Here is a 25,135-nt window from a genome sequence, read left to right on the forward strand (position 1 = left end):
GCGAGATCATTATGAAGATTTGATTTAAGGATTACAGGTTGACAATAACTGATCAATCGCCGTATTCCTGTCCATTTCCATATAATTGTAACGGAAGACTGCCTTTCGGTTCTCATTCCAGCTAACATCAAAGGCGCCATCCTTTATTTTGTTAAGTATGTTTGCCATTGAGCAAACTCCAACATTAGAATCAGATGGCATCCATAACTCAAGGTACGTCTGGAAATTTTGGAAGTTATCCAAAACAGGGAATGCATTGAACTCTGTTACTTCCATAAGATCCATAAACATGTTTGAAACTTCCGTCATGGAGTCAAATCCGTCTACCCTGGCTACATCGGTGATGGTAGACACACCGATACCAATTCCACCTCCGAAACCTTCCGACGGGCGCTTGATGTTGAGATAGATATATTTGGCTTTGGCAAGACTTCCAAAACCATCGAACCAGTTTGTGTTGGCATTGATATTAATGTCAATTGAAGCGAATTGATTAGCACCTGCCGTAGTAAGTGCGTCAAATACCAGGATATTCTCTATATCCATTCCATTGGAACTAATTTCAATTTTATTGCCACGTAACAGCGTCACATTGTTGAAGGCCTCTAGTGATTTAAGCTGATTGTTTCCAACGATATTTACATCACCCATAATGGTTTCAAGTGCACTGAAAGAAGGCATATTCACCATACCGGTTCTCGTTTCCTGGGTCCAGAGATAACTATTGTCATTGAATGAAATATCCACATTTCCTTCAATCTCCTTCAGGTTGTCTGCAACAACATCATTAAGTGCAGAATTGTACTGGAGTGTGAAGTTACCGCCTATTTTTTCTGAAAGGATAGAAATAGAAGTAAGTCCGGTATAGATCACGTTAAACTCTCCACCAACAGAGCCAATTTCAGCAGTACCTCCCGCTATGTAGGAAATGGTAACATCATTCTTTACATCAACTCCTGAAAGATTGATTGAAGAAAGTTTACCAACAAATATATATTCAGGGTCAGCTTCAAAATATTCGTTGATGTAGAGTTCATCAGCCATGTCGAGTTTGGCAAACGACAGAGCAAGAAGATTGTCATTTGCTGAAACCTGAAGTGCTCCGTTAACAAGCACCAACTCGTCGGCAGCGAATTCCACCAACCCAGGGTTCATTGTGACTTCGAGGTTTCCACCTACAGAGCCTAAAGCCGGAAGCTGGATTACGGCATCCCCGGTTACGCCGGTGATCAAAAGATCATTTCCAACATTTTCAAGGTTTTCAAGGGTAACGCCGGTGCCTGATGTGATAATCAAATCATCACCAACAAGTTTAAGAGAAGCCAGGGCCTCAATATGCTCAGACGTGGTAGCGGTAACTTTTCCTGTGACAATTGTCGCTCCCTGCGCTGTGAATTTGGCATATTCCTCATCTGTTAGAAGATTGCCATAATAAACGGCGGCGGCATTGTTGGCCACTTCGTCTTCGATGAGTTGCAGATTTTCGAGGAGTGCGGTATATCGGGCATCCGTGTTTGATTCAAGTTCCTGCAATGCAGCCTGCAGTTGTTGAATGGCCTGCAACAGTTGATTTTGCTGTATCTCTTCGAGATCCCCTACCTTCTGGTTCAGATCATCGATCTGATCCTGCAGATCATTAAGATCATCCTTCAAACAACCGCTGAGAGCGACTATAAAAAAGAGAAATAAGAATGTGTAAATTTTCCGTGTCATGGATTTCTTTGATTAAAGGTTTTAATAAATTGTTCGCTATACAGAATTTGACACGAAACTAATATTGGTCTCCTCTAAGGAAGAATCACTCACGGATTATGCGTCTCAATTCATGCAGTGATACAACTAAACATTGATCAAATGACCCTGAGGGAGATTTCGAAAATTATAAATATGAAGTGGGATAAGGCTTTATATCCCCGCTATTGAATGGATTTGATGAACTCTGATGGGGTGAGGCCAGTATATTTTTTAAAAGTACGGTTAAAGGTCGCTTTTGAATTGAATCCTGCTTTTTCAGCCAGGTGATTCAGTGTGTGGTTTACGTGAAAATTAGATTTAATCAATTGCTTTGCCTCCATTGTCCTGTACTCATTCATCACATCATAGAATGATTTATTGAACTGATTATTAAAAATTTCTGAAATCCTTTTGTAAGTATAGCCTGTTTCCTCCACCAGGTCCTGCATCTTCAGATCCGTCTTCAGATAGGGTTTCTCATTTTCCAAATAGTTCAGAAAAAACGTATAGTCCTCACCTGATTCATCCGCCGCAATGGAGGCAGTCTGTTTAGTCCTCGAGCGAAGCAAATCCTTTAGATCCTCAGGTTCGGAGAATAGCTGGGGACGTTGTATAGAGAAAATACTTAACAGAATTGTTAAGATGGTAATTCCCATGTAATAGACCTTAAAGAGGTCGATGAATATGCTCAATCCGAATATCTCGAGAAAAACACCTGTTGTACCAGCCACCCAGAGTATAATGTTGATGATCGTAAAGGTCTTAAGCCATTGAAATGATTCGAGCTGAAATTTTGAAAGACGCCGCTTCCGGAAATACTGAAATTTATGCAGCATCCTCAGTGAAAAAATTGAGTAAAATACCCCCTGAAGGATAATGATCAGATTGAAACCCGTCTGCAACGGGCGAAACCAACCCGGAAGACTATTCTGCTGAATCATCTCGGCCTTCTCGGATCCAGGTAGAATAAAAAATGGTATAAAACAAATTACGTATGCAACGGCCGGAAGAAAATGAAGGTATGTGCGCGGGGTCATTCTCGCATCCGTATAGAGATAAAAACGTATGTACAGGTACATCAGGGGGAAGAACAACAGTGTGCATACATCGGGTGAGGCATACAGATGCGGAAACCTGCTGAAGAATTCAGGTGACTGCAGGATAAAGGCAAAAACGGTGATCGCCCATGTGAGCGCCAAAGCACCCAGAAATCGATTGGGATAAAACCTGTTCGGATAAAACAGGAGATAAATGGAAAGCAGAAAAGACAATACTGCCCCCATCAGTAACCCAAGATTGAAATAGTTATCGATCACCATTGGCCGCTCAATTCTGACAAGCAGTATCAATTTTAATAAAACAATCGCTATCCCCGAAATTTAATATTACAATTTAGGCAAAATCTGAAGGCTCGTTGATTCCTAAAAACTGGTATTTAGGATTAAAAATACATTACATATTTTCTCCTGTAATTGAAACCGCCCAAATTCGGCATGGTTTATTCTCTGATCAGATACTTATACCTCCGTTCAATTCCTTTTCTCTCCAAATCCAAAAAAATATGTGTAATCTTTCTTTCATGAAGAATACGATACTCTCGCTCCTGCTGATCCTCCCGCTTTTGGCCGCTGGTCAGAACACTGATGACCTGTACAACACACTCCGGGCACAGGACAGCCTCCTGTTTGATGTGGGATTCAATACGTGTGATGTTGAAATATTTGAAAGGCTGGTGGCGGATGACTTTGAGTTTTATCACGATCAGTCGGGCATCACCCCTGACAAAGCCAGCTTTATCAAGGGTACGCGGGAAGGTTTGTGCAAGCTGGATTATCAGCCCATCCGCCAGCTGGACGCCGGAAGTCTGAAGGTCTTTCCGTTAAAGAACAATGGTGTCTTGTACGGTGCACTACAGACAGGTTCCCACCGGTTTTACGCCAAAAAAGGGGATGAACCATTGGTTCTCACCTCCTCGGCGCTCTTCGACCACCTCTGGATGCTGGAGGACGGCGAGTGGAAACTAAAGCGGGTGATCAGTTATGCGCATGTTCCTGCGTGGAAGTAGGATGCAGTCAATTATTGTAGTGTCATATATCAACCGTCATCCCCAACAGCTTTTGAATAATGTATGCTCAAAAAAAAACAGTTTGATTTGGCACACTGGTGCTCCAAACTCAAACTGTTTATAGTAGCGGGGACAGGACTCGAACCTGTGACCTTCGGGTTATGAGCCCGACGAGCTACCAACTGCTCCACCCCGCGATATATCTTGAATCAACCTCATTTGGCTAATATTTTTCTCAATCGGACTACAAATCTAGGTGAAGGCTGTCTATTATGCAACACCCCCTGGTTAATTTTTGAAATTTAAAACCATAAGATCAATCTGCCAAAGGTTGTTTCTCCTTTGGTCATAGTAATATGTCATTTTATCCTTCACAAATCTCCTTCAATTTGACAAGCGCCTTTGGATAGGCCTGATCCATATAGTCCAAATAATCTTCCGAGGTATCAAGTTCAACCGTAACGGTGGTTATTCCATCCTAGTCTTCGAAGACATAGTTCTCGAATGCATTAGCCCATGGTTCTACTTCTGGTCCTTCTGTAATCTCCTTTCCACCTTTTAACATTCCATAATGTTGAATCGAAATGAATTGATTTAGGTCATTTTCTACGATCCGGGAAACCATACCTCCCTTTTCTCCCTTATCATCCACTCCCACGAACAGAATTTTACTTCCCTTATCCCAGCTGCCCTCATAACTGGATGTCGGGTTGAAGATGGCAGTCCATTGCTCATAGGTCGATTTATTAGAAAGGCCAAGCATAATATCATAAACCTTGGCAGCAGGCGCATTGATGCTCACCTGGTATTTTATTTTTTTCATGACATGCATATTTCGAGGTGCGGTCATTCGCATACTAAAGTTGCGATTATTTACTTATTGAGACAAATTTTGATTTTGCCTGTCATCTGCGTAAATAGACCTGCTACACCCAAATAGTATTCATCGAACATCGACCCAACAAGTAATAAATGAATATAATCCGAAAATTGAGTTTTGTGATTTTCTTCCTCGCTTCATTCACAGTTGCGATCGCGCAACAGGATATAGAAGGGGTAGTAAAAAGTGCCTCAGGCGAACCGCTGGCAGGCGCGGCAGTCATGGAAAAAGGCACTTCAAACGGAACAATAACTGATTTGGATGGCAGATTCAACTTATCAGTTCTGAGCAATCAGGCAATGCTCGTGATAAGTTACCTTGGCTATGAAACCCTTGAAGTTCCTGCCGGCCCAAACCTGACAATTATTCTCACGACTGATATTCAGCAATTAGATGAGGTAGTTGTCATAGGTTATGGCACCGTAAAAAAGAGTGATCTGACTGGTTCTGTAGTTCCACTTAGATCTGAAGATTTCGAGGATCAGCCCATGATTCGTGCCGAGGACGCTTTAAATGGCCGAACTGCAGGTGTTCATGTCAACAGGTCCAACGGCTCCCCGGGAGCCCCGATAAGAATAAGAATTCGTGGCTCAAACTCAATTAATGGAAGCAGCGAACCACTTTATGTAATCGATGGATTTATTGGTACAGATATCCGAAATGTAGACCCGAATGACATTGCAACCCTGGAAGTCCTTAAAGATGCTTCGGCAACTGCCATTTATGGTTCAAGAGGCGCCAACGGAGTAATTATCATTACTACCAGAAGGGCTAATAAAGGAGAAGCACAGATAGATTTTGATTACTTCTACAGTGCGGATGAAGTTTCCAGGAAGATAGATTTATTGAACGCTGCTGAATACATGCAGGTGGTTAACGAAAAGCAGCTTGCACTTGGAAATACTCCATTCTTTTCCCAGGATGAAATTGATGAATTCAGGAGAAACGGCGGAACAGACTGGCAGGACGAATTATTCCAACAGGGATATACACAGAATGCAAAGCTCACCATCAGCGGCGCTGGTGAAAAAACCAATTATTATATATCAGGAAACTATTCAAATCAGAAAGGCATCATTCGAAATTCATCCTATAAAAGGTATGGATTCCGAACAAATATTGATTCTGATGTGAGGGATTTTATAAAGGTCGGCACTAACCTTTACTTCACAAGAGAGAATAATTTAAACACTAAACGATATACTGGTACCGGAGGTCCTGTTGTGGGAGCGCTTGGGTGGGCCCCTAACCTTCCTGTGAAGAATCCCCTTACAGGAGATTATTCAGAACCAAATGGCGCTTACGGCGCTGTTACCGCAAATCCCATATTCATTGTGGAAGAGCGAAACACTGAAGATTTTCGAAATAATTTTCTTGGGAATGTATACACGGAAATAAAGATTTTTGATGGTCTGACAGCCAGGATAAGTGGTGGTGTTAACCTGGTAGATGATGAAAGCAATACCTTCGACAGGAATTTCCCCGGCGCTAGCCCTTCAACATCAATCATACGCGTTGGCAACTCAAGTATTGTGAACTGGCAGAATACAAATCAGCTGACCTATCAAAAGGTAATCAAAGATGATCATTCACTGAATGCCACATTTATTTATGAGCAGCAGGCTTTTACAAGCAAATCAAATAACTCATCCACCAGCGATTTGATCAGCACATCCCTGGGATACTACAACCTGTCGCTGGGAGGTTCGCCGGTCCTGACTTCCGGTTATTCTGAGTGGGCTCTGCAGTCCTACGTCGGTCGTGTAAACTACGCGTTCCGGGGAAAGTATTTACTCACAGCGTCAGTCAGAACTGATGGATCTTCAAGATTTGCAGAAGACAACCGCTACGGCACCTTCCCATCGGTAGCTCTTGGATGGAGAGTGACTGAGGAGGCATTTCTTCGCAATTCAAACTGGCTTTCAGATCTGAAAATACGTGGAAGTTATGGACAAACCGGTAGTCAGGCAGTACCTCCTTTTGGCACTATTGAAAGGATCAGGGTTGCTGCATTCCCGCTGAATGGCACGCAATTGTCGCCCACCGTAATTCCTTCAGCCCCTTCGAACAAAGATTTGCGGTGGGAAGTAACTACACAGGTTGATCTTGGCGTGGATGCTTCATTCCTCCGGGGCAAACTGAACGCGTCATTTGATTATTATAAAAAGAATACCGAAGACCTGCATTTAAGTGTTCAGCTGCCTCTCTACGATGGCGGGGGGTCTGTACTCAGGAATATTGGCGAGGTTGAAAACAAAGGATTCGAAATGGTCCTGGGTTACACTGAAGCAATAGGCGACTTTACGGTACATGCTAATTTTAATCTATCGATGAATAGAAACAAGGTTCTGTCATTAGGAGAAGATAGTGTACTGTTTGTCAGGGATGATTTTTCTCCTTCGGTTACCGATGTTAATCCGTTTGTCCTCAGCGAAGGCGGTCCTCTGGGCCAGTTCGCCGGTTATATTTATGAAGGAGTCTGGAAATCAAGCGAAGCTGACCTCGCAGGCGTTTATGGAAGTTCTCCAGGCGATGCACGTTATGCCGACATCAATGGTGATTCCGTAATAAACTTTGAAGATGTGGCCGTTATAGGTAATGCTCAGCCTAATTTTATCTGGGGTTTTAATTCAATTTTCGAATATAAGGGCATTAGCTTAAACTTATTTCTCCAGGGTGTACATGGAAATGAGGTTTTTAATTTTAACAAATACTGGACAACTGCTGGTGGGGCAGATATAAGGAATGCCACGAACAGCGATATCCTGAACAGATGGACACCTGAAAACGAAAATTCAGAAATTCCCGGATTTACCACAACAAGCAATACCAGGCTCTCATCCAGTCAATTTATTGAGGACGGTAGTTTTGTACGCCTGAGAAATATAACCCTGGGGTATGACATACCAGCTTCCGCGCTATCCAAGATCGGTTTACGACGTGCAAATATCTATTTGAGTGGTCAAAACCTGCTGACAATGACAAATTATTCAGGCTATGATCCTGAAGTATCATCCACTGAAGAAAGTGATGACGTAGCAGTCGGCCTCGACAATGGAGCCTATCCAAACGCACGTTCTTATATCATCGGAGTTAAAATCGGACTTTAAAAAACCTGAAAGATGAAAAGATATTTATACAAAACGATTTGCCTGATCATTATAATGCCATTTGCAGGATGCCTGGATTTGAATGAGGAGCCCAGGGCTCTTCTAAGCAGTAACGGATTTTATGAGACATTGGATGCCTTGGAGGTAGGGGTAAACGGTGTTTACAGTTCATTCTTGTACGGAACAGACGAGGCTGCTCAATTCAGGTTCATCGGTAGCGCAAGAATGTATGCCGCATTGACTGGCGGTGATGATTTAACTACTCTTGCGGGAGGAAGTAAAGAGGAGTGGCGTCAATTTGACCAATTCACAAAAGATGGCAACAATAGCGCTGTTTTATGGAGTTCGTGGATGATGCCCTACGCTGTAATCCGGGCGGCGAATACTGTTCTTGAATCAGCAAATAATGTTAATGCCAGCCAGGAACAAGTAGACGAATTACTCGCAGAAGTACATTTTCTACGCGGTTGGTCCTACTTCTGGCTGGTAAGGGTATTTGGTGAAGTACCATTGGTTACATCCACAGAAATTGATCCTGAAATTGGATTGTCTCCTGTCCAGGACATTTACGATCTGATTATTGATGACTTTACTTTTGCAGAGATCAATTTACCGGAAACACAGGATCGTAATAGTAAACCCAACAAGTATGCAGCCAAGGCATTCCTGGCAAAAGTATATCTGACGATGGGCGGCTGGCCACTTAAGCAAACAGACAAGTATGCCCTGGCCAGGGACAAAGCCCTTGAGGTAATGAATTCCGGACTTTATGATCTTTATCCTGACATCAAAACCCTCTGGGATTTAGCGAATGAAGGTGATAATGAATTTATCTTTGGTTTTGAGTTTTGCTCACTTAACGATTGTGGTGATAATAGATTTACCTCAACCTTTGGTTCTGCACCCGCAAAGCCAGCGTCGTTCCTGCCAAATAGCCAGAGAAGATTCAGTGACTATTTCATCGAAATCAATTTCTTTAAAAACTTTCCTGAAGGTCCCCGAAAAGATGCCTACTTCCTGACAGAAGTCAAACAGCCAAATGGCTCAATCTTAACCTGGGAAAATTTTAATACCCGACATCCTCACCTGAGCAAGTTTTATGAAGGATCAGTTCCGGGAACACCTACCTGGGAAGGCCATCCGGTTTTAACCTCCAGAAATCGTCAGTTGATGCGATATGCTGAAGTCCTTTTGATTTATGCCGAAGCACAGGCTATGGCTGGCGCACCGGATGCATCAGCCTACGAAGCGATTAATATGGTGAAGCGCAGAGCGATGGGACTTGACCCGGATATGCCCGATGCATCGGTTGACCTTATTCCGGGTCTTAGTGCAACAGCTTTTCAGGAAGCGGTTTTGGACGAGAGGGGTTGGGAGTTAGTAGGAGAATTAAAGCGCTGGTTTGATCTTACAAGGCTGGAGAAAGTAGCAGAAGCCAATGCCAATAAAGATCCCAGGGACCTGCCAATACTTGGAAGTATGGAGCCGGATAACTATTACGCCCCAATACCTGCCGAAGAAGTCCTGCGAAATCCGAAACTGGGAGGTAATTAACAATGGAGGTATGCCTGAGCCGTTAAAGATTCAGGTAAACTCGTTGTTATGCTAATCGCTGTACTGGCTGTTTTGGTTGTTGCTTTAGCAATTTGCAACAGGGACATTGCCCCGATGCCATCCTGAATTTTTACTCCCGTAATATCTTCTCCATCTTTTTACCCTTGGCCAGTTCATCAATAAGCTTATCCAGGTACCTCACCTTTTGGACCACGGGATCCTCAATATCCTCTACCCTGTAGCCGCAGATCACCCCGGTGATTTTCGAAGCGTTGGGGTTCAGCTGCGGGGCCTCGGCGAAGAAGGCCTCGAAGTTTTTCTTGTTATCGATCTGTGCTTGCAGTCCTTGCCGGTCATAGCCGGTCAGCCAGCAAATGACTGTATCCACCTCCTCCTTCGTACGTCCTTTCTTTTCCGCCTTGGTGATGTAATGCGGGTATACGCCCGCAAATGACATCTTATAAATCCGTTCTGTAGAATTACTCATATCTATTTTCTTTTTTCGAAAAACACATTTCCCTCCTTCAGATCATAGGTGATATTGAAATCATTCAGAATACGCTGACCGATCAGGCCATCCGCCAGCGAGTTCGTCCGGTGATTGATGGGATCTACCTCAAGCGTTACAGTGACGTTTTTCCACGTACGCTCAGCGAAAGTAACGCCGTAAACCCTGCTCTTCAAATTTGATGTGATTGTTGAATCGGCCCCAAAACCCTGTCTCGATTTATATCTCCTATCCGAATCCATCAGACCATGCTCCCTGATAGTTTTGTTATGGAAGGTCAGGAAATTATCGGCCCCGGAATCAATCTGTAAAACAAGTAAGATTTCATCCGTTCCTTTTTTCGGGGTAACGTCTACGGGCAGCCCGAACAGATTTGATTCAAGCCATACCAGTTTTTCATGTGTGGATGCAGGGTTGAATTCTTCCCGATCATAAAAACGCATCTCAAGTGCATCAAGGTTGGTTTCAGTAATCACATTCTTCAGAAGGTCATATCCAATCACACCGTCGACCTCTACTTTAATATAATCACTGATATGCGAAAGATCCATGAAAATCAGAGAGACCGAATCCAGTAAAAGCGACCCGCCTATTTTCAGGGTATTACCCTCCGACTCTTTCGACAATAATGTCTTTCCTGAAGTAGCAATTTTCGATTCTGTAGTAACTTCAAGTTTGAGCTGCTCTGCCATTTTTGAATGAATCACGGTAATACCGGCACCGGTATCAAACAAAAAATTCAGGGGCTTTTCATGTTCATTAACCGAAACAGAGATGAAAATGAAATTATCAACGAGGCTGATTGGAGTTTTTTCGACAGCCGACTGGGCACAAACCTGAACAAAACTGCAGGTTATCAGCAAAATTAGGGTAGTTCGCATTGTATCTAAAATACAACATTCTCTTCACATCACAATTGATACACAAACAGACTACCTCCGTTCATTCAGAAAGGCGTTCACTTCCGACAGGATCGGAACAGAAGGCTGGGCTCCAACCCTTGTGACCGATAGGGCGGCTGCGGCATTGGCAAAAATCACCGCATCCCTGAAATGCTCACCCTGTGAAAGCCGCACTGCCAGGGCCCCGTTGAACGTATCGCCGGCGGCTGTTGTGTCCACAGCATCAACTTCAAAACCTGGAACCAGGTAGCCCTCGTTATTATGATGAACATAAGCCCCCTTCGAGCCCATAGTGATGATGACGCTTTCAATACCCTTGCCAATCAAAACCAAGGCCGCCCTGGCAGCACTTTCCTCATCTGTCACGGTAACCCCGGTAAGCAATGCCGCCTCCGTCTCATTAGGTGTGATCACAGAAATATTTGTAAGCAAGTCATCCGGCAAGGGATGCGCAGGTGCAGGATTAAGAATGACTTTTTTATCAAATGATTTCGCCAGTTCAACCGCCCTTATGATGGTTGGTATGGGCGTTTCAAGCTGAGTAAGGAGGATATCAGCTTTGCCGATGGCATTAATGGCCAGGTCAATATCCTGCGGAGACAGGTTAGAGTTCGCTCCGGAAGCTACTGCGATACAGTTTTCTCCGTCATCTGCCACCATGATCTGTGCAACTCCGGAAGGCGCTTCCGCATCTTTCACAACGTGATCTACATTGATCCCGTCTGATTTGAATCCATCAATAGCACTGTTTCCGAACATATCATCGCCTACCCTGGCTACAAATGTCACCTTACCTCCGGCACGTGCCGCAGCAACCGCCTGATTAGCCCCCTTGCCGCCTGCGGCCCGGATGAACTGACCGCCAAGGACCGTTTCTCCCGGTGCAGGCAATTGCGATACTTTAATGATCATATCGGTATTTGAACTGCCTACAACAACAATATTCATATCAAACAATTTAAACCCTGGAGGCAATAATGAGAATCAGTCCTACGATAAAAAAGAAAAACATGGTATTCAGCAGGCGGCCGGTTCCTTTTGGGGCATCTTTGAATTCTTTCCATATATAAACTCCCCAGAATGCGGCAACCATGGTCGCGCCCTGCCCAAGGCCATAGGAAATGGCTGGTCCGGCAGCACCTGAAGCCAGGATGCTGAGCGACATACCAAGACTCCAGATCATCCCTCCCAATATTCCAATTAAATGCAATCGGGCGTTCCCTTTTCTGAAGTAATCGAACGGGGCTACTTTATCACCGGCAAAAGGCCTGAACATGATAGCTGTAACGAAAATGAAATTCGAAACGAGTAGTCCTGCCGAAAAGAAAACAAGTGCGGTATAAGGCGTAAGCTTACCAGGTTCTGGATTTGCGAAATCAGTAGCCATCGAATCTACGACAAACCGATAGAAAAAGCCCATGGCAATACCGGCAATAACTGACAGAACAAGGCCTTTGAGTTTTTGAGAATTACCGTCCGCGCTCGACGGGAGTTTACCGTACGCCACCGCATCAATGATAATCGCCAGGGTTACAAAGGCTACGCCTGAAAACAGGAGCCAGGGATCACCTTCAGGCTTGCCCAGGTAGTTGGTAATGACCCCGATTACCAGCGCCAGACCGATCCCAACAGGAAAAGCCACTGCCATTCCCGCGATATCAATAGCCGCCACGAGTAATATGTTGGCCAGGTTAAAGACAATTCCGCCAAGAATTGCCGACCAGATACTTGAACTGTCAGCCATGCCAATATCCTGCAGGAAGCCTCGCCCCTCTGTGCCAGTACTGCCCAGTGTAAATGCGAGAATGAGTGTCAGGAGTAATACGCCGAATGAATAATCCCAGTAAAAGAGCTGAAATTTCCATTCCTTGCTTGCCAGTTTCTGGGTGTTTGCCCAGGAGCCCCAGCAGAGCATGGTGACCACGCATAGAAAAACCGCGAGCAGGTAAGAATTGACGATTACCATTGTATATATTTTTGGTTCCCCAACATGAAAAGATCATGTAGATCGAAGATTGAATATAATAAAGAAAGAATTCCTGAAGAAAGCTCACTCCATGAGAAGAATTTCATAACCCGAATAAACCCATGACATTGCTTATTTGAAGGATAGCAGATTTTTTTGCCGAGAACTACGGGGCAATTACGGATGAAGCTTATACAATGGCACGGTAAAAATTACTCGCCTTTCAGCGCGAATGGCAAATCGACCGGATTCGGAAGTAGCACATTTTCCCTTTCCACGATCTTCATTAGTTCGGGATATTGTCTCGCATCCATTTGAGGATACCATAGGAACGACGAGAATTGGCGTACCGTTTCCGGTGTATCCAAAGGACGGAGCACTTCTACAGCCGCTTTTTGTAATCCCATTGCATTGTAGACATGCCATTTTGTAGACATGTCAGAATTCCTTTCTTTAAACTTTGCGAATATAACTTCCGCCTCCTCCCTCTTATTTTCACCACACAATTGCCGTATCGTGGTAATATACCATTGCGAAGAATCTGTGTCCTCTTTTTCGTTCCGGTAACTCAAATAATTTTCATATGCCTGACGGGCAAGTTCGGTTTTGCCTGACCATAACAAAGCCCTTTGAACCTGATACATCAGTCGGTAATCAGTCGGTTCTTCTTTCAGCCATTGGATCGACACCCGTTCACTGTCTTTGAAATTTTTTACTTTGTAATAAAAATTTACCAGAAAGTCCCTGTTTTCAAAATTACCTCCTTGTCCAGCTTCCAGCAGTTTCAGAAAATGGTTTGCCTTTTCAAGCTTACTTTCTTTGATCAGCAGGCGGATAAAATACCTCATCATGACAAAATCATTGGGCCGTTTCTCAAAGTACTCATCATATAATTCTTCTGCTTCTTGCCAGCGAAGATTAAATTCAGCTAGTGTCAATCTGTATTTAAGTTGGTCCACCGGGCTTTTTGAACTCTGAATCGCATCCCTGATACAGGCTGTAAAATTGCTTTCGACAATTGTAAAATCCTCATTATCGGAGGCTCCCATCAGCGTAATTGAAAATTTTCCAGCCCAATACCGTGCCGCAGCATAGTGAGCTTCTGCAAATGACGGGTCCAGGGACCTGGCTTTATTCAGGTTGGCGATTTGTCGCTCTTTTGCTTCAGGAGATCGATACATTGGACTGTTTAAACCTTCAAGGTAGGCATTATACGCTTCGATCGAGGAGGTGCCAACCTTGACCATATCTGAGAGGGCTGAAGAATCCATGACTGTATTCAGTGCCTTGGCAATTGAGATGGCCAGTTCTTCCTGTATTAAAATTGCTTCATCCGGTGTTCTGTCATAGGTTTCCGACCAAACATGAAATCCATCAGAGGCGCGGATTAGCTGTGCCGTAACACGCAATCGTTCGGAAGTCCTTCGTACCGATCCTTCTAATACGTGATCTACCCCCAACGCTTTCGCAATAACCGGTATGCCCTCATTACTTCCCTTGTATTTGAAGGAAGAAGTTCGGGCGGCTACCTTCAGATCCGGCGTACGTACCAGGCTGTTGAGAATTTCTTCCGTAAGGCCGTCCGCAAACCATTCCTGGTCTTTATTCGGACTGAAATCAGCGAAAGGTAAAACGGCTACGGATTGGTCGGCTTTAATTGACGAATTATTTTCTGCGTCTTCCGCGACTTCACCCGCAGGTTTAGCATAGCTACCTGCAAAAAATATACGTTCAATCAGAAGGAACGCAATCAAAATAATCAGTGCCGTGATGATCAGACGGGTAAGTTTGCTTCCGGTTGATGCTGAAATGGATTCTGCTCTCCGGACTTCCCCTGTCTTTTTAATTCCTTCCGGGGTAAGTTCAAACGCCCAGGCCAGAATAAGGGCTATCGGAAAGCCAATGGCCACCAGGATAATAGTTGCCGTATCGAACCATGGCGGCAAAGAAAGCGGTTCATTAATGGCTACAACCACCTGAATGATCAGCCATCCAACAATAGCATAGGCAGTGGCTACTTTAATTACATTACGTCGCCGGAGCTCGGAAATTAATTTGTTAATATTCATAATCGCCCGAAGGCTAAGAAATCAATTGCGATAAAAGCGTAATATAATAAGAAGATATTTCTTTTGATAGTGGCCAGGCGCAAGCTGATTCGATTGGTTTCATTTGTGGTAAGGGTGACTGAAACCTATATCAGGATTTATTCTCGAAAAATTAAATTTATAAATTCACACTAAAGAACCCGTTGATGACACACCGCATATCCATCCACCGCATCAAAGCTGAGATACAGGTTAAAACTTCGCGCAGCAGCGGTCCGGGCGGACAGCACGTAAACAAGACGGAATCCCGTGTTCAGCTCATCTTTAACATCCGGGAATCAGCCATCCTGGAAGACCAGGAGAAGGAAACGTTGCTGGCATTTTTCAAATCTCAGCTAACGAATGAAGGGGCGATAATCGTCGCCTGCGAAAGCAATCGATCACAACTCAAGAACAAGGAAGCCGCTTTCAAAAAACTCGACCGGATGCTGGCAAAAGCATTCGCCAAAAAGAAGAAACGAAAACCGACCTCACCATCCAAGGCCGCAAAGCAGAAGCGCCTGAAATCCAAAAAGATCCAGTCGGAGAAAAAACAACAGCGGGGGAAGATCGATTTTTAGCTGATAGAGGCCTATTTCCCTTAAAATCAATTATTTATATATGAATTATCATATTAAATAGGTACATTCTTACAATTTAGACACCTTAACCAATCAATCATGAAAAGACTAATCTATGCCACGGGCTGTCTGGCCCTGTGGGTGGCACTTCTGTGTCCACAAAAATCAAGCGCACAAGAGCTTACTGCTTACCGTTACATTCATGTTCCTTCAGAGAATATGAGTGAATACATGGACCGGATGGAGAACTACTGGGCGAAGATCGCCGAGGCGGCAATTGCGAAGGGAAACCTTCAGTTCTGGGCTGTTCTGGTAAAACAGGGCGGCTTCGACATGCCCAATTCTCCGAATATCCTGATGCTCGTGAGATTCAAAGACTGGGATAACCGTCAGGGAACCTGGGATTCTAAGGCAGTATTTCCCGATGTGCCGATGGAAAAAATGGAGACCGGATCACTCGCTACCGTCATGCACCATATCTGGGTACAATCTGAGAACTGGGTGAACAAAGAAGGCGCCGTACCTGTAGATGATTACAAGTACATTTCCATGCTCTATCATGATACCAATTCTCCCGGAGCATTGATCGACCTGGAAAATGAGCATTGGGCACCATTCATTAAGGCTCAGATGGATGCAGGGCATACCAACCAAAATGCCTGGGGTAATGCCACGATTGTCTCGCCGCGCGGACCGAATGTTGGCGCTTCAACCATCTCATTTGATATTTACAGTACTCTTTCCGCGGCCCTCAGTCCGAACTGGTCGGATGATACAACTTTTCCGGACGAAGGTCTCACCAAAATCAATGAGCTGGAAAATACGCCCCGCAGGCAATACATCTACCGAATCGCCATGGTGCGCGATAACAGCAATATGAACTGAGCTGGATATTTATTCTGGTCGTAGGTAGGGAACCTACGACCAGGTTTTATGGGGAAAATCTAATGCTTATTCATGCGCCGTACCTACCCCGAAGGGATGCCATTGGCACGGCACGGATTTGTACCTAACATCTTTTGCTACCAATTCGTCGTCCCTACAGGACGGGGTTTGCTACTACCATATGACGGCCCGATGGGACGGTCCCGTCGTCCCCCCTCGAGGGGGGATTAAGGGGGGTGTCACCCCAGTCTTCTTATTCCTTATTCCCTATTCTCTGTTATTCCCCTGCCCGATGATTATCCGCCATTTCAAATACTGCCTTCAGCATACCGATCATTCCTACTCCCATCACAATCATCCCCAGGGATACTTCCGATAATTTCGCATCTGAAGCCGCAAACAATCCGATTAAGCCAACAACGAGGAAGAAAAGAATGAGCGCGATCATCACAATAATGAAAATCCTGGCGTAGGTTGGATTCTGATATATCCGGAGCGACAATTTGTTCTGTGTTTTAGTGGTATCCTGAAGTGTGGAAAAAGTAACACCAAGGCCCATAAATACCAGGCCCTTATTAATGTAACCCAAGGCATCCTGAAATCCATAGTAGGGCTGTATTATAAAATACAGCGCTATCAGCATAAGGGGATATTGCAAATAGCTGATCCTGTGAAAAAATAACGTGGCCTTTTTCATAGATAATCCTTAAACAGACGGCGATTCCATAAGTTTCAAATTGTCCTTATACTTCCGACCCACCGGAAGGACCTTTTCCCCTACGACTACCTCCTCCCGGCTGAATGAACTCACGCATGCCGCATTCACAATGAATGATCGGTGAACCCTGATGAAACTGGCGGGAAGTCTTTCTTCCAATTTACTGATGCGCTCACGGCTTACCACCACCTCATTTTCCAGGTTCACTTCAATATAATCAGCGCGGCTTTCAACAAAAAGGATGTCATCAAAATTCAGTAACCTGTTTTTTCGGTCTGCTTTTAACACCAGTTGCCCGAGGTCATGTTCGTCCCGCTGCTTCTCAAGTTTTTTTATTTCATTGCGGGTCGCTGCAAGACGAATGAACATATTGATGAATGCCTGTATGAATACGATCAGGTAGATGACGATGGCCAGCACTTCTACATTACGGATCATCGGATTGAGATTCGAAATGTTGTAATTACCCAGCACAACAAAAGCTACAAATACAATGATCAACTGAAGCCAGACAGAAATGACGCCTGAGTAAAAAAGATACAGCACAAATTTTCCATATCGCCCGGGAATCAGATACCGCGGTACGAGAACCTCATTAAAAAACCATGAGGTAGTGATCGCTACCGGAAGCAGCATACATACAAAGTAAAATGAAAGTCCGTAACGATGATCTGTCAGCCCGAAAATGAGCGTCATAAACAAGGTTACCGCTATCCAGAAATATATATGCTGCCGGAAAGTCATATCATGCAATTATGGCCTTTTTTTACAGATTATCCAGCTTTGAACGACAAACAACGGGTTTAGTACAGGATATGACATTGCCTTGCGAGGTTATCAGGCATACATTTGAAATATAAAATTTTTCATTAAACTGATATACTATGTTTGACTTATTTAATGAAGGCGGACCGTTGTTCATGGGCCTTCTCACCATCGAATTCATCCTCGTGATTGTGGTCGCTGTGCGAACTATGATCAAATACTCAGGAGATGCTCTTTCATATGCCGAGGCACAGAAAACCCTTGGATATGTCCGTTCGCTCGGCCTTCTTGCTTTTGTAACAGGGATATTCGGACAGTTAATCGGATTGTACGACGCTTTTACAGCCATTCAGGAAATCGAAAGTGTGTCACCTGCCATGCTCGCCGGTGGTTTGCGGGTATCCTTAATTACAACACTCTACGGAACTTTTATCCTTATGATCAGTCTGATCCTTTGGATGGTTCTGGACAACCGGCTTAAATCAAAGTCGGTTGAATAATAAACAGATGGTGGGTGAGGTGGTTGATTATAATCAATAATTATAGGTATATTGTTGGTATTGGTCTGACTTTCAGATCTTAACCAAATTCAACCTTATGAACCCCTACAAAATTCTTATTACCGGTACCAGCAGAGGGATCGGATTTAACGCAGCCATTGCACTGGCAAAAGCCGGCCATACCGTATTTGCCACCATGCGTAATCCGGCAAAATCTCCTGCACTTGCTGAACATGCAACAAGTGAAAATCTGCCAATTCATATTTCCGCTATGGATGTAGATAGTGATGAATCTGTTTCTTCCTGTATTCATGCTATCTATGAAAAGTATGGTGAAATTGATGTACTAATCAATAACGCCGGAATTGAAAAGCACGGATCGGTAGAAGAGCTTTCAATGGACGACTTCAAAGCGGTCATGGAAACCAATTATTTTGGTGTATTGCGCTGCATGAAAGCAGTCATCCCAAAAATGCGGGCAGCAAAAAAGGGATGCATCATCAACATCGCCTCCGTTGCAGGTAAAATCGCCAACCCTCCCCTTGCACCTTATTGCGCATCTAAATTCGCCCTGGAAGCGGTTACAGAAGCTATGGCTGCAGAGTTAAAGCCTTTTAACATACGGACCTATATTGTTGAACCGGGCATTATCGATACTGATATGGCCCATGACATTAGCGATTCCAACAAGTCGATTTACCCCCATGTTCATCGCTTTGCAGGAATGTTTTTAGCGACCCTTCAGAATCCCGCATCTCCGAATATCGTTTCAGACGCCATCGTGGAACTTATTGAAGGTGATTCAGAAACCCTCAGACATCCAGTAGGCCCCGATTCTTTGCCTTTCCTTGAATGGAGAGCCTCCATGACGGATGAGGAGTGGATTCAGTGGAATTCGCTGGAAGATGAGGAGTGGTTCGATTATGTGCTCAATACGTTCGGACTGGATGCTCGTGCCGCACTGGGGATTACTTCTGTGAAATCAGTTTGAATCGGATGATTTATTGAACTTACGTTTCGCGAATTCCTCCAGAAATGGTACGGATATACTGAACACAAACCGATACCGCTGCCATTTGAAGTTACTTTGATTTTCGGAATCAAATATATCATCATCGTTTCCTTCAGGCATCGAAACGGGACGGGGAAGGTTCTGCTTTGCCCTGGTATAGGATACGCCAAGTGTAAGATCGGCGCCTGTAAAACTTAGAACAACACCACCGGCATAGTGAAAATTATTGGCAGAAAATGTGGAATTAAATGCCTCTGATTGGTTTGCGATAAAATTTGTATTGTTCGGAATTGCAGCAGAAAAATCGGTACTGAAACTGGCGTAGCTGGTAACATGATCACTAAATTTCCAGGCTGCCCCAATGGCGACATTGAAAACCGGATCCAGCTCATCAACCAGTGAAAAGTTGATTACAGAATCCGGCTGACTCTGCATTGCGTGAGGTTCAGCATCCAGCAAGGTATACCTGTTAATTCCGCCAAAATATTCAGCGCTGAAAAAGATCTGACCGGAACCAACATGATACTCGGCGCCCGCTCCAATTGAATAGGGTGATTTCTTTTTAACCTTGAGATCTTTTTGATAACTGCTGGCGTATACATCATTTGCGGTTGAAACGGATATACCGGAATAATATAATTGATAATCATAGTCACCCTTGTCCATCAAATTCATCATTGGGCTGGTAACCGTGAGACCTAAGTTAATTCGCTCCAATTCATACGCCAGTGCAACTTTGATAAGTATACTATTCACATCGTAGGATACCGACCGTTTGTAATCATAAATTGCAACTTCTGAAAAACTCGAAAGTGCTCTCAACCGGATATGTGAAAGAACATCCTGATTATTCATACTTAAAAAACCTGTGGCGCCGATACTCAGTTTATCTGAAAGCCCATAGGACCAGGACAATCCCCACCAGATTTCCTTTATTCCACTGGTGATATTAATTTCTCCTTCGAATATTTCTTCCCCTTCCCATTGCTTCACAGCATCACCAATAAACTCCTCACGGTACCCGAAATCAAGATTGCTTCTGTTCCTTGATAGAACGGTATAGGCAAAATGATGCTTCGGCAAAAACCCTACTTTGAACATACCAGCGGCAAAGGAAGGTATTCCATCAAATTTTGATTTCGACAGATCTGCACGTTCTCCGAAGGCGTTTTCCACCCTTATGCGCTGCCATTGATAAACGTTGGCACTTATCAGGAAAGCAGGATTTTCGACGAGTGCCAGCCTTGCCGGATTGTAATAAACCGCACCCAGATCCGTTACACCACCAATGACTGAGCCCCCAAGGAGCATGGAGCGTGTGCCATATTGCTGACTCCAGTAATGTGCATTTTGAGATTTCAGTGGGTAATTTGAAATCAACAATATTCCGGAAATGATCAGGAGCCGTTTCATTATTAGATTAAATTCTGAGGAAATTTATAAGATAATATAGTTTATTTCCATGATCATATCCGCTTCCAATTCATGATAAATGTCTTATCTTATCAAACCATAATCTCTATGAAGCGCATGAATTACATTAAGGTCTCCTGCCTGCTGGCAATAATCTTCATCACCGGATGTCAAACCAGCGAACCAGTTTCGTCTCAGTTTCCAAAAATTGCCATTGCTGGCATCGGCATAGAATCGAGCACCTTCTCTCCGGCCCAAACGGAGGAAGAAGCATTTCATGCCAGTACAGGTTCCGATGTTTTTCAGATGTACTCCTTCCTCCATCAGGATTCAAGCCTTCGGAACCGGGCGGAATGGATCCCGACGTTGCGGGGCCATGCTCTTCCGGGTGGGATCGTAACACGGGAAGCATACGAATCCCTGGTAAGTAAAACCCTGAAAATGCTGCGTGAAAACGGTCCGTATGACGGACTCTTCTTTGATATTCACGGTGCCATGAGTGTTGTTGGCCTGGAAGATCCTGAAGGCGACATGATCGAAAGGATAAGGGAGGTGGTTGGTCCGGATGTGCTTATCTCCACATCCATGGATCTCCATGGAAATGTTTCGCAACGACTGGCAACTTATTCAGATCTGATTACCTGTTACCGGATGGCGCCGCATGAAGATGCAGTGGAATCCGACAGGAGGGCGGTTACAAATCTGCTGGAACGCCTTGAATCCGGCAAGGGAAAGCCCGCATTTAAGGCCTGGATCCCTGTGCCGATACTTCTCCCCGGAGAAAAAACCAGTACACGTATTGAGCCCGGAAAAGGTCTTTATGCAAAGGTTGATCCTGTGACCCGTCAGGATGGGGTTATTGACGCCGCCATCTGGATCGGATATGCATGGGCGGATGAACCCCGCAATCATGCCGTCGTAATGGTTACCGGAGATGACCGCGAACAGGTGGTTTCATCAGCGGAAATGCTCGCCAATGAGTTCTGGAAAGTGAGAAATGAATTTGAATTTGTGGCACCTACTGCCACGCTGGAAGAAAGCCTTGCTATGGCACTCACCAGTGACAGCAAGCCATTCATCATCAGCGATATGGGTGACAACCCAACCGCCGGCGGAGCGGGTGATGTAACATGGACCCTGCAACAGATCCTTGAAAGGCCGGAATTTAAGGATGAATCAGGCCCGCAACTCATTTATGCATCAATTCCCGGGCCTGACCTTGTTGCAAAGGCGGTTGATGCCGGCGAAGGACAAACCGTCACAGGCATGGTGGGCGCCATGGTCGATGATCGCTATGCCGGTCCGATTTCACTTACAGGTACCGTCACTGCAATCCGAACCGGAGATATTCATGCTGAAACAGAAGTGGTAGTAAGGGTGGGCAGCGTTCATGTGATCGTTACCAAAAAACGAAAGCCCTATCACCACGAGTCTGATTTTACCAACCTGGGGCTCGATCCGCGTAGTGCAGATATAGTGGTGGTAAAGATCGGCTACCTCGTTCCCGAACTATACGACATGCGTGGCGGCTGGGTCATGGCCCTCACGCCGGGCGGAGTTGATCAGGATCTTGAAAGACTGCCGTACAAACATATCAAAAGACCCATGTTCCCACTTGATAAGGATATGGAAGACCCGGATTTATCTGCACAACTGATGGAGTAATTTTAATTCAATACTCCTTTTTAAATACAAACCACTGTCCGTCACTGGTAAAAGCCGTCCCCACAAACCCCCATATCAGGGGAAAATATAGATGTATGCGGACAAACAAAACTTCCCGGACCGATTTTTTGGCCGACTACATTTGGTTAATTTCCTCAACATGAAATTAATTAGATTAATTCTAAATAAGTCTTGCATAATTTAGATGACCAGGATTATATTTGGACTTCTTTATTTTTAATTAGTCTAAATAGTCGTACACCATGGATTATATTTACAGGGTTTTTGCAGCCTTGCTATTTATTACTTTGTCCCATTCAACCATCGCACAAACAGGGTCCGTAAGAGGATTAGTTACAGATTCTGTTGGTTATCCCATCGCATACACCAATATTATTCTTGACGGAACTTCGCTGGGAACCGTTACTGATGATAAAGGAACCTTCCTCATTAAAAGTATCCGTCCCGGCAACTATACCCTCCTTGCCTCTTTCGTGGGTTATGATGTAATTAATCGCCCAGTCACTATTGAACCCGGCAAGGAGACTAATCTTGAGATCAGGCTTAGTACCCGCGCCGAATACCTTGAGGATATCATCATTACAGCTCAAACGAATAACCCGAATGAACGGTTTGTTCCCACAATATCCCGCCTGCCGGTAAAATTGAAATACCAGACTCAGTCGATCACAGTGCTGGATAATAAGCTCCTGTATGATCAGCAATTAATCAATCTTGATGAAGCCATCAATTATGCTCCCGGATTCAACCTGGAAAGTACCCGTGGAAACCAGTTTCCAAAAATCCAGATTCGCGGTTCTTCTGCAACACTCCTGATCAACGGCCTTCGGCTGGAGTCGGACACACGCAGCGGCGATGGAAATGTTGATTTTAACGCCGTTGATAATATCCAGTTCATCAACGGTTCTTCTTCAATCGGCCTGGGAAATGCCAGTATAGGAGGAGCTGTGAACATCATCACAAAAACTGCAACCTTCGAAAATAGCGGGAGGGCATTTTTGTCGGCCGGAAGCTTCGGAAGAACAAATTTGGGTTTCGACAAGCAATTCACCACCAGGAGTGAAAGGCTTGGAATGCGACTCAACGGAAGCTGGAACCGTGGAGAGACTTTTCGGAAAGACGTTGATTACCAATATTTCACTATTGCGCCCTCAGTCGCCTACCGGCTCTCCGAAAAAGACAGGATATCCGTTGATTACATTTTTCGATCAGATGAGCGCTCCCAGGATGTGGGCCAGTTACGCGTAGACAGTGCCTTGATGGCTACCGAAGGCATTACGATCCCCAATAGTTTCAGACCTTCGCAACGGCAATCGATCCGTGAGGACTTCATCGGATTCGGGGATGATTTTCAGCACCAGCTGGAAAATACACTCTTTGTGAATTATACCCGCGATCTGAATTCAAAACTGCAGTTCCAGGTAACTGGCGGACTTTACGACAAGGACCGCAGTTCACGCGGCATCAATACGCGTGGTGCTTATGCCGACACCAACCGCGACCGGATCACCGATTCATTTATCAGAAGTTCCGTTTTCCAGGAAACCGGGGCCGTATCAAAAACAATAAGGGCCGATCTCACAGGACGTGATATACAGACCGGACCAATACGCCACAATTTCCAGGTAAGTGCCGACCTTTATTCAAACCGAAATTTTGTACGCGGAAACGGATCACAAAGCAGGAATCCCGGTCCGCCGATCGATACAATCAATATCCTGAATCCTGTATTCATGAGTGATGTCGACGGCTTGTCGCCTGCCGCCAGAACAGCGTATTACACCAAGTTGCTGAATACTGAAAACGGACGTGAAAGGAACATTAACGGAATTACACTCCAGGACCAGATCGAGTTTACCAACCGGTTACGGGTAACCCTAGGCGGTCGATACACCTGGGGTCAAACAACAGAATTACTTACCTCCAACCTGGGTACAGATTCGGCGGCAACCGCGGTGAGCGACAAGCTGAGCTATGACGGATTTTCCCCCAGCATTGGTATTTTTTATGACCTCACCCGAAATATTATTGCCTATGGAAGCTATAGCAGCACGTTTGATGAGACATCAATTTCCCCGGACCGTGTGGACATTAGCGGCGACATCATAGGAAGTGAGGTATTTGAACAGATGGAATTTGGTCTGAGATCGAGCTTTTTCGATAACCGGTTTGGTGCAAACCTGGTCTTTTACAATATCTTCAACAACAATATTGCACAGCTGGCTACAGACATCGATGGTGAACCACTCACTTCTCCGGGAGCCGTAACACCTACCAATCCGAATGGTGAATATTATGTGCTGGTGGAACGCCAGACACGTCGCGGAGTTGAGTTAAGTCTTCAGGGCAAGATTGCAAATGGCTTCAATGTTTACGGAACCTATGCCTATTATCGATTTTCACAACAGGCCAATGAAGATCAGCCTGCGGTAGTTCTCTCGACTGATTACAATCCAACCCACAGTGCAAGTCTGATCACCAATTACGAATTCCAGCGCGGGATCCTTGATAATTTCCGCATCGGGGGTGGATTTGTCTACACCGGCGAGCGAACTGTGACAGCCCGCGGAAGAAACGGTTTTACATTCATTAATGAGGCCTTTACCACCTTTACCCTTACTGCCGGTTATCGCTACAAGCAGTTCGAGCTGGATGCAAAATTCAATAATGTTTCGAACGAGTTGAATTACAACTTCTTCGGAACCACATTCATCAACCCAATCAGTCCGTTCAATTTCGATTTCCGTCTCACCTATAATTTCTGATCCC

Annotated in this window: 20 protein-coding genes and 1 tRNA gene; 9 read left to right on the top strand and 12 right to left on the bottom strand. The window is 44.7% G+C overall.

Translation table 11 applies throughout. From position 1 onward, the window contains the following. Nucleotides 1–24: 24 nt before the first annotated feature. The gene (locus tag LDX50_RS05535; protein ID WP_225697412.1) at nt 25–1,713 is read right to left on the bottom strand and encodes a hypothetical protein; all 1,689 of its coding nucleotides are present in this window, start codon (nt 1,711–1,713) and stop codon (nt 25–27) included. 203 nt (nt 1,714–1,916) lie between these two features. Continuing rightward, the gene (locus LDX50_RS05540; protein ID WP_225697413.1) at nt 1,917–3,083 is read right to left on the bottom strand and encodes a helix-turn-helix domain-containing protein; all 1,167 of its coding nucleotides are present in this window, start codon (nt 3,081–3,083) and stop codon (nt 1,917–1,919) included. A gap of 230 nt (nt 3,084–3,313) precedes the next feature. Between LDX50_RS05540 and LDX50_RS05545 the strand changes: the two genes are divergently transcribed. Next, on the top strand, nt 3,314–3,799 hold the full coding sequence (locus tag LDX50_RS05545) for a nuclear transport factor 2 family protein (RefSeq protein ID WP_225697414.1): 486 nt from the start codon (nt 3,314–3,316) through the stop codon (nt 3,797–3,799). Between the two features lie 124 nt (nt 3,800–3,923). On the opposite strand, the gene LDX50_RS05550 is transcribed toward LDX50_RS05545, so the two are convergent. After that, nucleotides 3,924–3,996: transfer RNA gene (locus LDX50_RS05550), tRNA-Met, on the bottom strand. Between the two features lie 281 nt (nt 3,997–4,277). Beyond that, complete coding sequence (locus LDX50_RS05555; RefSeq protein ID WP_225697415.1) at nt 4,278–4,622, bottom strand: SRPBCC family protein; 345 nt, start codon at nt 4,620–4,622, stop codon at nt 4,278–4,280. Nucleotides 4,623–4,771: 149 nt separating this feature from the next. Here LDX50_RS05555 and LDX50_RS05560 point away from each other — a divergent pair, with 149 nt between their 5' ends. Continuing rightward, on the top strand, nt 4,772–7,789 hold the full coding sequence (locus LDX50_RS05560; RefSeq protein ID WP_225697416.1) for a SusC/RagA family TonB-linked outer membrane protein: 3,018 nt from the start codon (nt 4,772–4,774) through the stop codon (nt 7,787–7,789). A gap of 12 nt (nt 7,790–7,801) precedes the next feature. Continuing rightward, nucleotides 7,802–9,343, top strand: a complete 1,542-nt coding sequence (locus LDX50_RS05565; RefSeq protein WP_225697417.1) for a RagB/SusD family nutrient uptake outer membrane protein — start codon at nt 7,802–7,804, stop codon at nt 9,341–9,343. A 130-nt stretch (nt 9,344–9,473) separates the two neighbouring features. Here the strand turns inward: LDX50_RS05565 and LDX50_RS05570 are convergent, their stop codons facing one another. From LDX50_RS05570 to LDX50_RS05590, 5 genes are all read right to left on the bottom strand, one after another. Continuing rightward, nucleotides 9,474–9,830 carry a DUF2200 domain-containing protein gene (locus LDX50_RS05570; protein WP_225697418.1) on the bottom strand — a complete coding sequence of 119 codons (357 nt, stop codon included), beginning with the start codon at nt 9,828–9,830 and terminating at the stop codon, nt 9,474–9,476. 2 nt (nt 9,831–9,832) lie between these two features. Then, a complete protein-coding gene (locus LDX50_RS05575; RefSeq protein WP_225697419.1) occupies nt 9,833–10,732 on the bottom strand; it encodes a retropepsin-like aspartic protease in 900 nt (299 codons plus the stop codon). A gap of 51 nt (nt 10,733–10,783) precedes the next feature. Continuing rightward, nucleotides 10,784–11,701, bottom strand: coding sequence for a ribokinase (gene rbsK, locus LDX50_RS05580; RefSeq protein ID WP_225697420.1), 918 nt, complete (start codon nt 11,699–11,701; stop codon nt 10,784–10,786). A 10-nt stretch (nt 11,702–11,711) separates the two neighbouring features. Further along, the gene (locus LDX50_RS05585; protein ID WP_225697421.1) at nt 11,712–12,719 is read right to left on the bottom strand and encodes a multidrug DMT transporter permease; all 1,008 of its coding nucleotides are present in this window, start codon (nt 12,717–12,719) and stop codon (nt 11,712–11,714) included. A 212-nt stretch (nt 12,720–12,931) separates the two neighbouring features. After that, nucleotides 12,932–14,788: a hypothetical protein gene (locus LDX50_RS05590; RefSeq protein WP_225697422.1), complete on the bottom strand. Its 1,857-nt coding sequence runs from the start codon at nt 14,786–14,788 to the stop codon at nt 12,932–12,934. A gap of 185 nt (nt 14,789–14,973) precedes the next feature. On the opposite strand from LDX50_RS05590, the gene arfB reads away from it, so the two are divergent. Beyond that, a complete protein-coding gene (gene arfB / locus LDX50_RS05595; RefSeq protein ID WP_225697423.1) occupies nt 14,974–15,387 on the top strand; it encodes an alternative ribosome rescue aminoacyl-tRNA hydrolase ArfB in 414 nt (137 codons plus the stop codon). A gap of 99 nt (nt 15,388–15,486) precedes the next feature. Beyond that, nucleotides 15,487–16,272 carry a hypothetical protein gene (locus LDX50_RS05600; protein WP_225697424.1) on the top strand — a complete coding sequence of 262 codons (786 nt, stop codon included), beginning with the start codon at nt 15,487–15,489 and terminating at the stop codon, nt 16,270–16,272. 277 nt (nt 16,273–16,549) lie between these two features. Here the strand turns inward: LDX50_RS05600 and LDX50_RS05605 are convergent, their stop codons facing one another. Both LDX50_RS05605 and LDX50_RS05610 read right to left on the bottom strand, forming a co-directional pair. Next, nucleotides 16,550–16,969: a hypothetical protein gene (locus tag LDX50_RS05605; protein ID WP_225697425.1), complete on the bottom strand. Its 420-nt coding sequence runs from the start codon at nt 16,967–16,969 to the stop codon at nt 16,550–16,552. Nucleotides 16,970–16,978: 9 nt separating this feature from the next. Further along, nucleotides 16,979–17,686 (bottom strand): LytR/AlgR family response regulator transcription factor, encoded by a 708-nt coding sequence (locus LDX50_RS05610; RefSeq protein ID WP_225697426.1) that lies wholly within the window; start codon nt 17,684–17,686, stop codon nt 16,979–16,981. A 188-nt stretch (nt 17,687–17,874) separates the two neighbouring features. Between LDX50_RS05610 and LDX50_RS05615 the strand changes: the two genes are divergently transcribed. Both LDX50_RS05615 and LDX50_RS05620 read left to right on the top strand, forming a co-directional pair. Next, complete coding sequence (locus LDX50_RS05615; RefSeq protein WP_225697427.1) at nt 17,875–18,255, top strand: MotA/TolQ/ExbB proton channel family protein; 381 nt, start codon at nt 17,875–17,877, stop codon at nt 18,253–18,255. A gap of 97 nt (nt 18,256–18,352) precedes the next feature. Further along, nucleotides 18,353–19,246 (top strand): SDR family oxidoreductase, encoded by an 894-nt coding sequence (locus LDX50_RS05620; RefSeq protein ID WP_225697428.1) that lies wholly within the window; start codon nt 18,353–18,355, stop codon nt 19,244–19,246. On the opposite strand, the gene LDX50_RS05625 is transcribed toward LDX50_RS05620, so the two are convergent. Continuing rightward, nucleotides 19,238–20,680 carry a long-chain fatty acid transport protein gene (locus LDX50_RS05625; RefSeq protein WP_225697429.1) on the bottom strand — a complete coding sequence of 481 codons (1,443 nt, stop codon included), beginning with the start codon at nt 20,678–20,680 and terminating at the stop codon, nt 19,238–19,240. The two genes, LDX50_RS05620 and LDX50_RS05625, sit on opposite strands and share 9 nt — an antisense overlap. Before the next feature lie 108 nt (nt 20,681–20,788). On the opposite strand from LDX50_RS05625, the gene LDX50_RS05630 reads away from it, so the two are divergent. Continuing rightward, nucleotides 20,789–22,345, top strand: coding sequence for a M81 family metallopeptidase (locus LDX50_RS05630; protein ID WP_338029995.1), 1,557 nt, complete (start codon nt 20,789–20,791; stop codon nt 22,343–22,345). Between the two features lie 263 nt (nt 22,346–22,608). After that, entirely contained in the window at nt 22,609–25,131 is a 2,523-nt protein-coding gene (locus LDX50_RS05635) for a TonB-dependent receptor (RefSeq protein ID WP_225697430.1), read from the top strand. Nucleotides 25,132–25,135: the final 4 nt, after the last annotated feature.

Source organism: Fulvivirga sedimenti, from assembly GCF_020328055.1.

Bases quoted from the DNA above. Each gene is read 5' to 3' on its own strand.
- LDX50_RS05535 (WP_225697412.1), bottom strand. From the start codon at position 1,713: ATGACACGGAAAATTTACACATTCTTATTTCTCTTTTTTATAGTCGCT.
- LDX50_RS05545 (WP_225697414.1), top strand. From the start codon at position 3,314: ATGAAGAATACGATACTCTCGCTCCTGCTGATCCTCCCGCTTTTGGCC.
- LDX50_RS05555 (WP_225697415.1), bottom strand. From the start codon at position 4,622: ATGAAAAAAATAAAATACCAGGTGAGCATCAATGCGCCTGCTGCCAAG.
- LDX50_RS05560 (WP_225697416.1), top strand. From the start codon at position 4,772: ATGAATATAATCCGAAAATTGAGTTTTGTGATTTTCTTCCTCGCTTCA.
- LDX50_RS05565 (WP_225697417.1), top strand. From the start codon at position 7,802: ATGAAAAGATATTTATACAAAACGATTTGCCTGATCATTATAATGCCA.
- LDX50_RS05570 (WP_225697418.1), bottom strand. From the start codon at position 9,830: ATGAGTAATTCTACAGAACGGATTTATAAGATGTCATTTGCGGGCGTA.
- LDX50_RS05575 (WP_225697419.1), bottom strand. From the start codon at position 10,732: ATGCGAACTACCCTAATTTTGCTGATAACCTGCAGTTTTGTTCAGGTT.
- rbsK (WP_225697420.1), bottom strand. From the start codon at position 11,701: ATGAATATTGTTGTTGTAGGCAGTTCAAATACCGATATGATCATTAAA.
- LDX50_RS05585 (WP_225697421.1), bottom strand. From the start codon at position 12,719: ATGGTAATCGTCAATTCTTACCTGCTCGCGGTTTTTCTATGCGTGGTC.
- LDX50_RS05590 (WP_225697422.1), bottom strand. From the start codon at position 14,788: ATGAATATTAACAAATTAATTTCCGAGCTCCGGCGACGTAATGTAATT.
- arfB (WP_225697423.1), top strand. From the start codon at position 14,974: ATGACACACCGCATATCCATCCACCGCATCAAAGCTGAGATACAGGTT.
- LDX50_RS05600 (WP_225697424.1), top strand. From the start codon at position 15,487: ATGAAAAGACTAATCTATGCCACGGGCTGTCTGGCCCTGTGGGTGGCA.
- LDX50_RS05605 (WP_225697425.1), bottom strand. From the start codon at position 16,969: ATGAAAAAGGCCACGTTATTTTTTCACAGGATCAGCTATTTGCAATAT.
- LDX50_RS05610 (WP_225697426.1), bottom strand. From the start codon at position 17,686: ATGACGCTCATTTTCGGGCTGACAGATCATCGTTACGGACTTTCATTT.
- LDX50_RS05615 (WP_225697427.1), top strand. From the start codon at position 17,875: ATGTTTGACTTATTTAATGAAGGCGGACCGTTGTTCATGGGCCTTCTC.
- LDX50_RS05620 (WP_225697428.1), top strand. From the start codon at position 18,353: ATGAACCCCTACAAAATTCTTATTACCGGTACCAGCAGAGGGATCGGA.
- LDX50_RS05625 (WP_225697429.1), bottom strand. From the start codon at position 20,680: ATGAAACGGCTCCTGATCATTTCCGGAATATTGTTGATTTCAAATTAC.
- LDX50_RS05630 (WP_338029995.1), top strand. From the start codon at position 20,789: ATGAAGCGCATGAATTACATTAAGGTCTCCTGCCTGCTGGCAATAATC.
- LDX50_RS05635 (WP_225697430.1), top strand. From the start codon at position 22,609: ATGGATTATATTTACAGGGTTTTTGCAGCCTTGCTATTTATTACTTTG.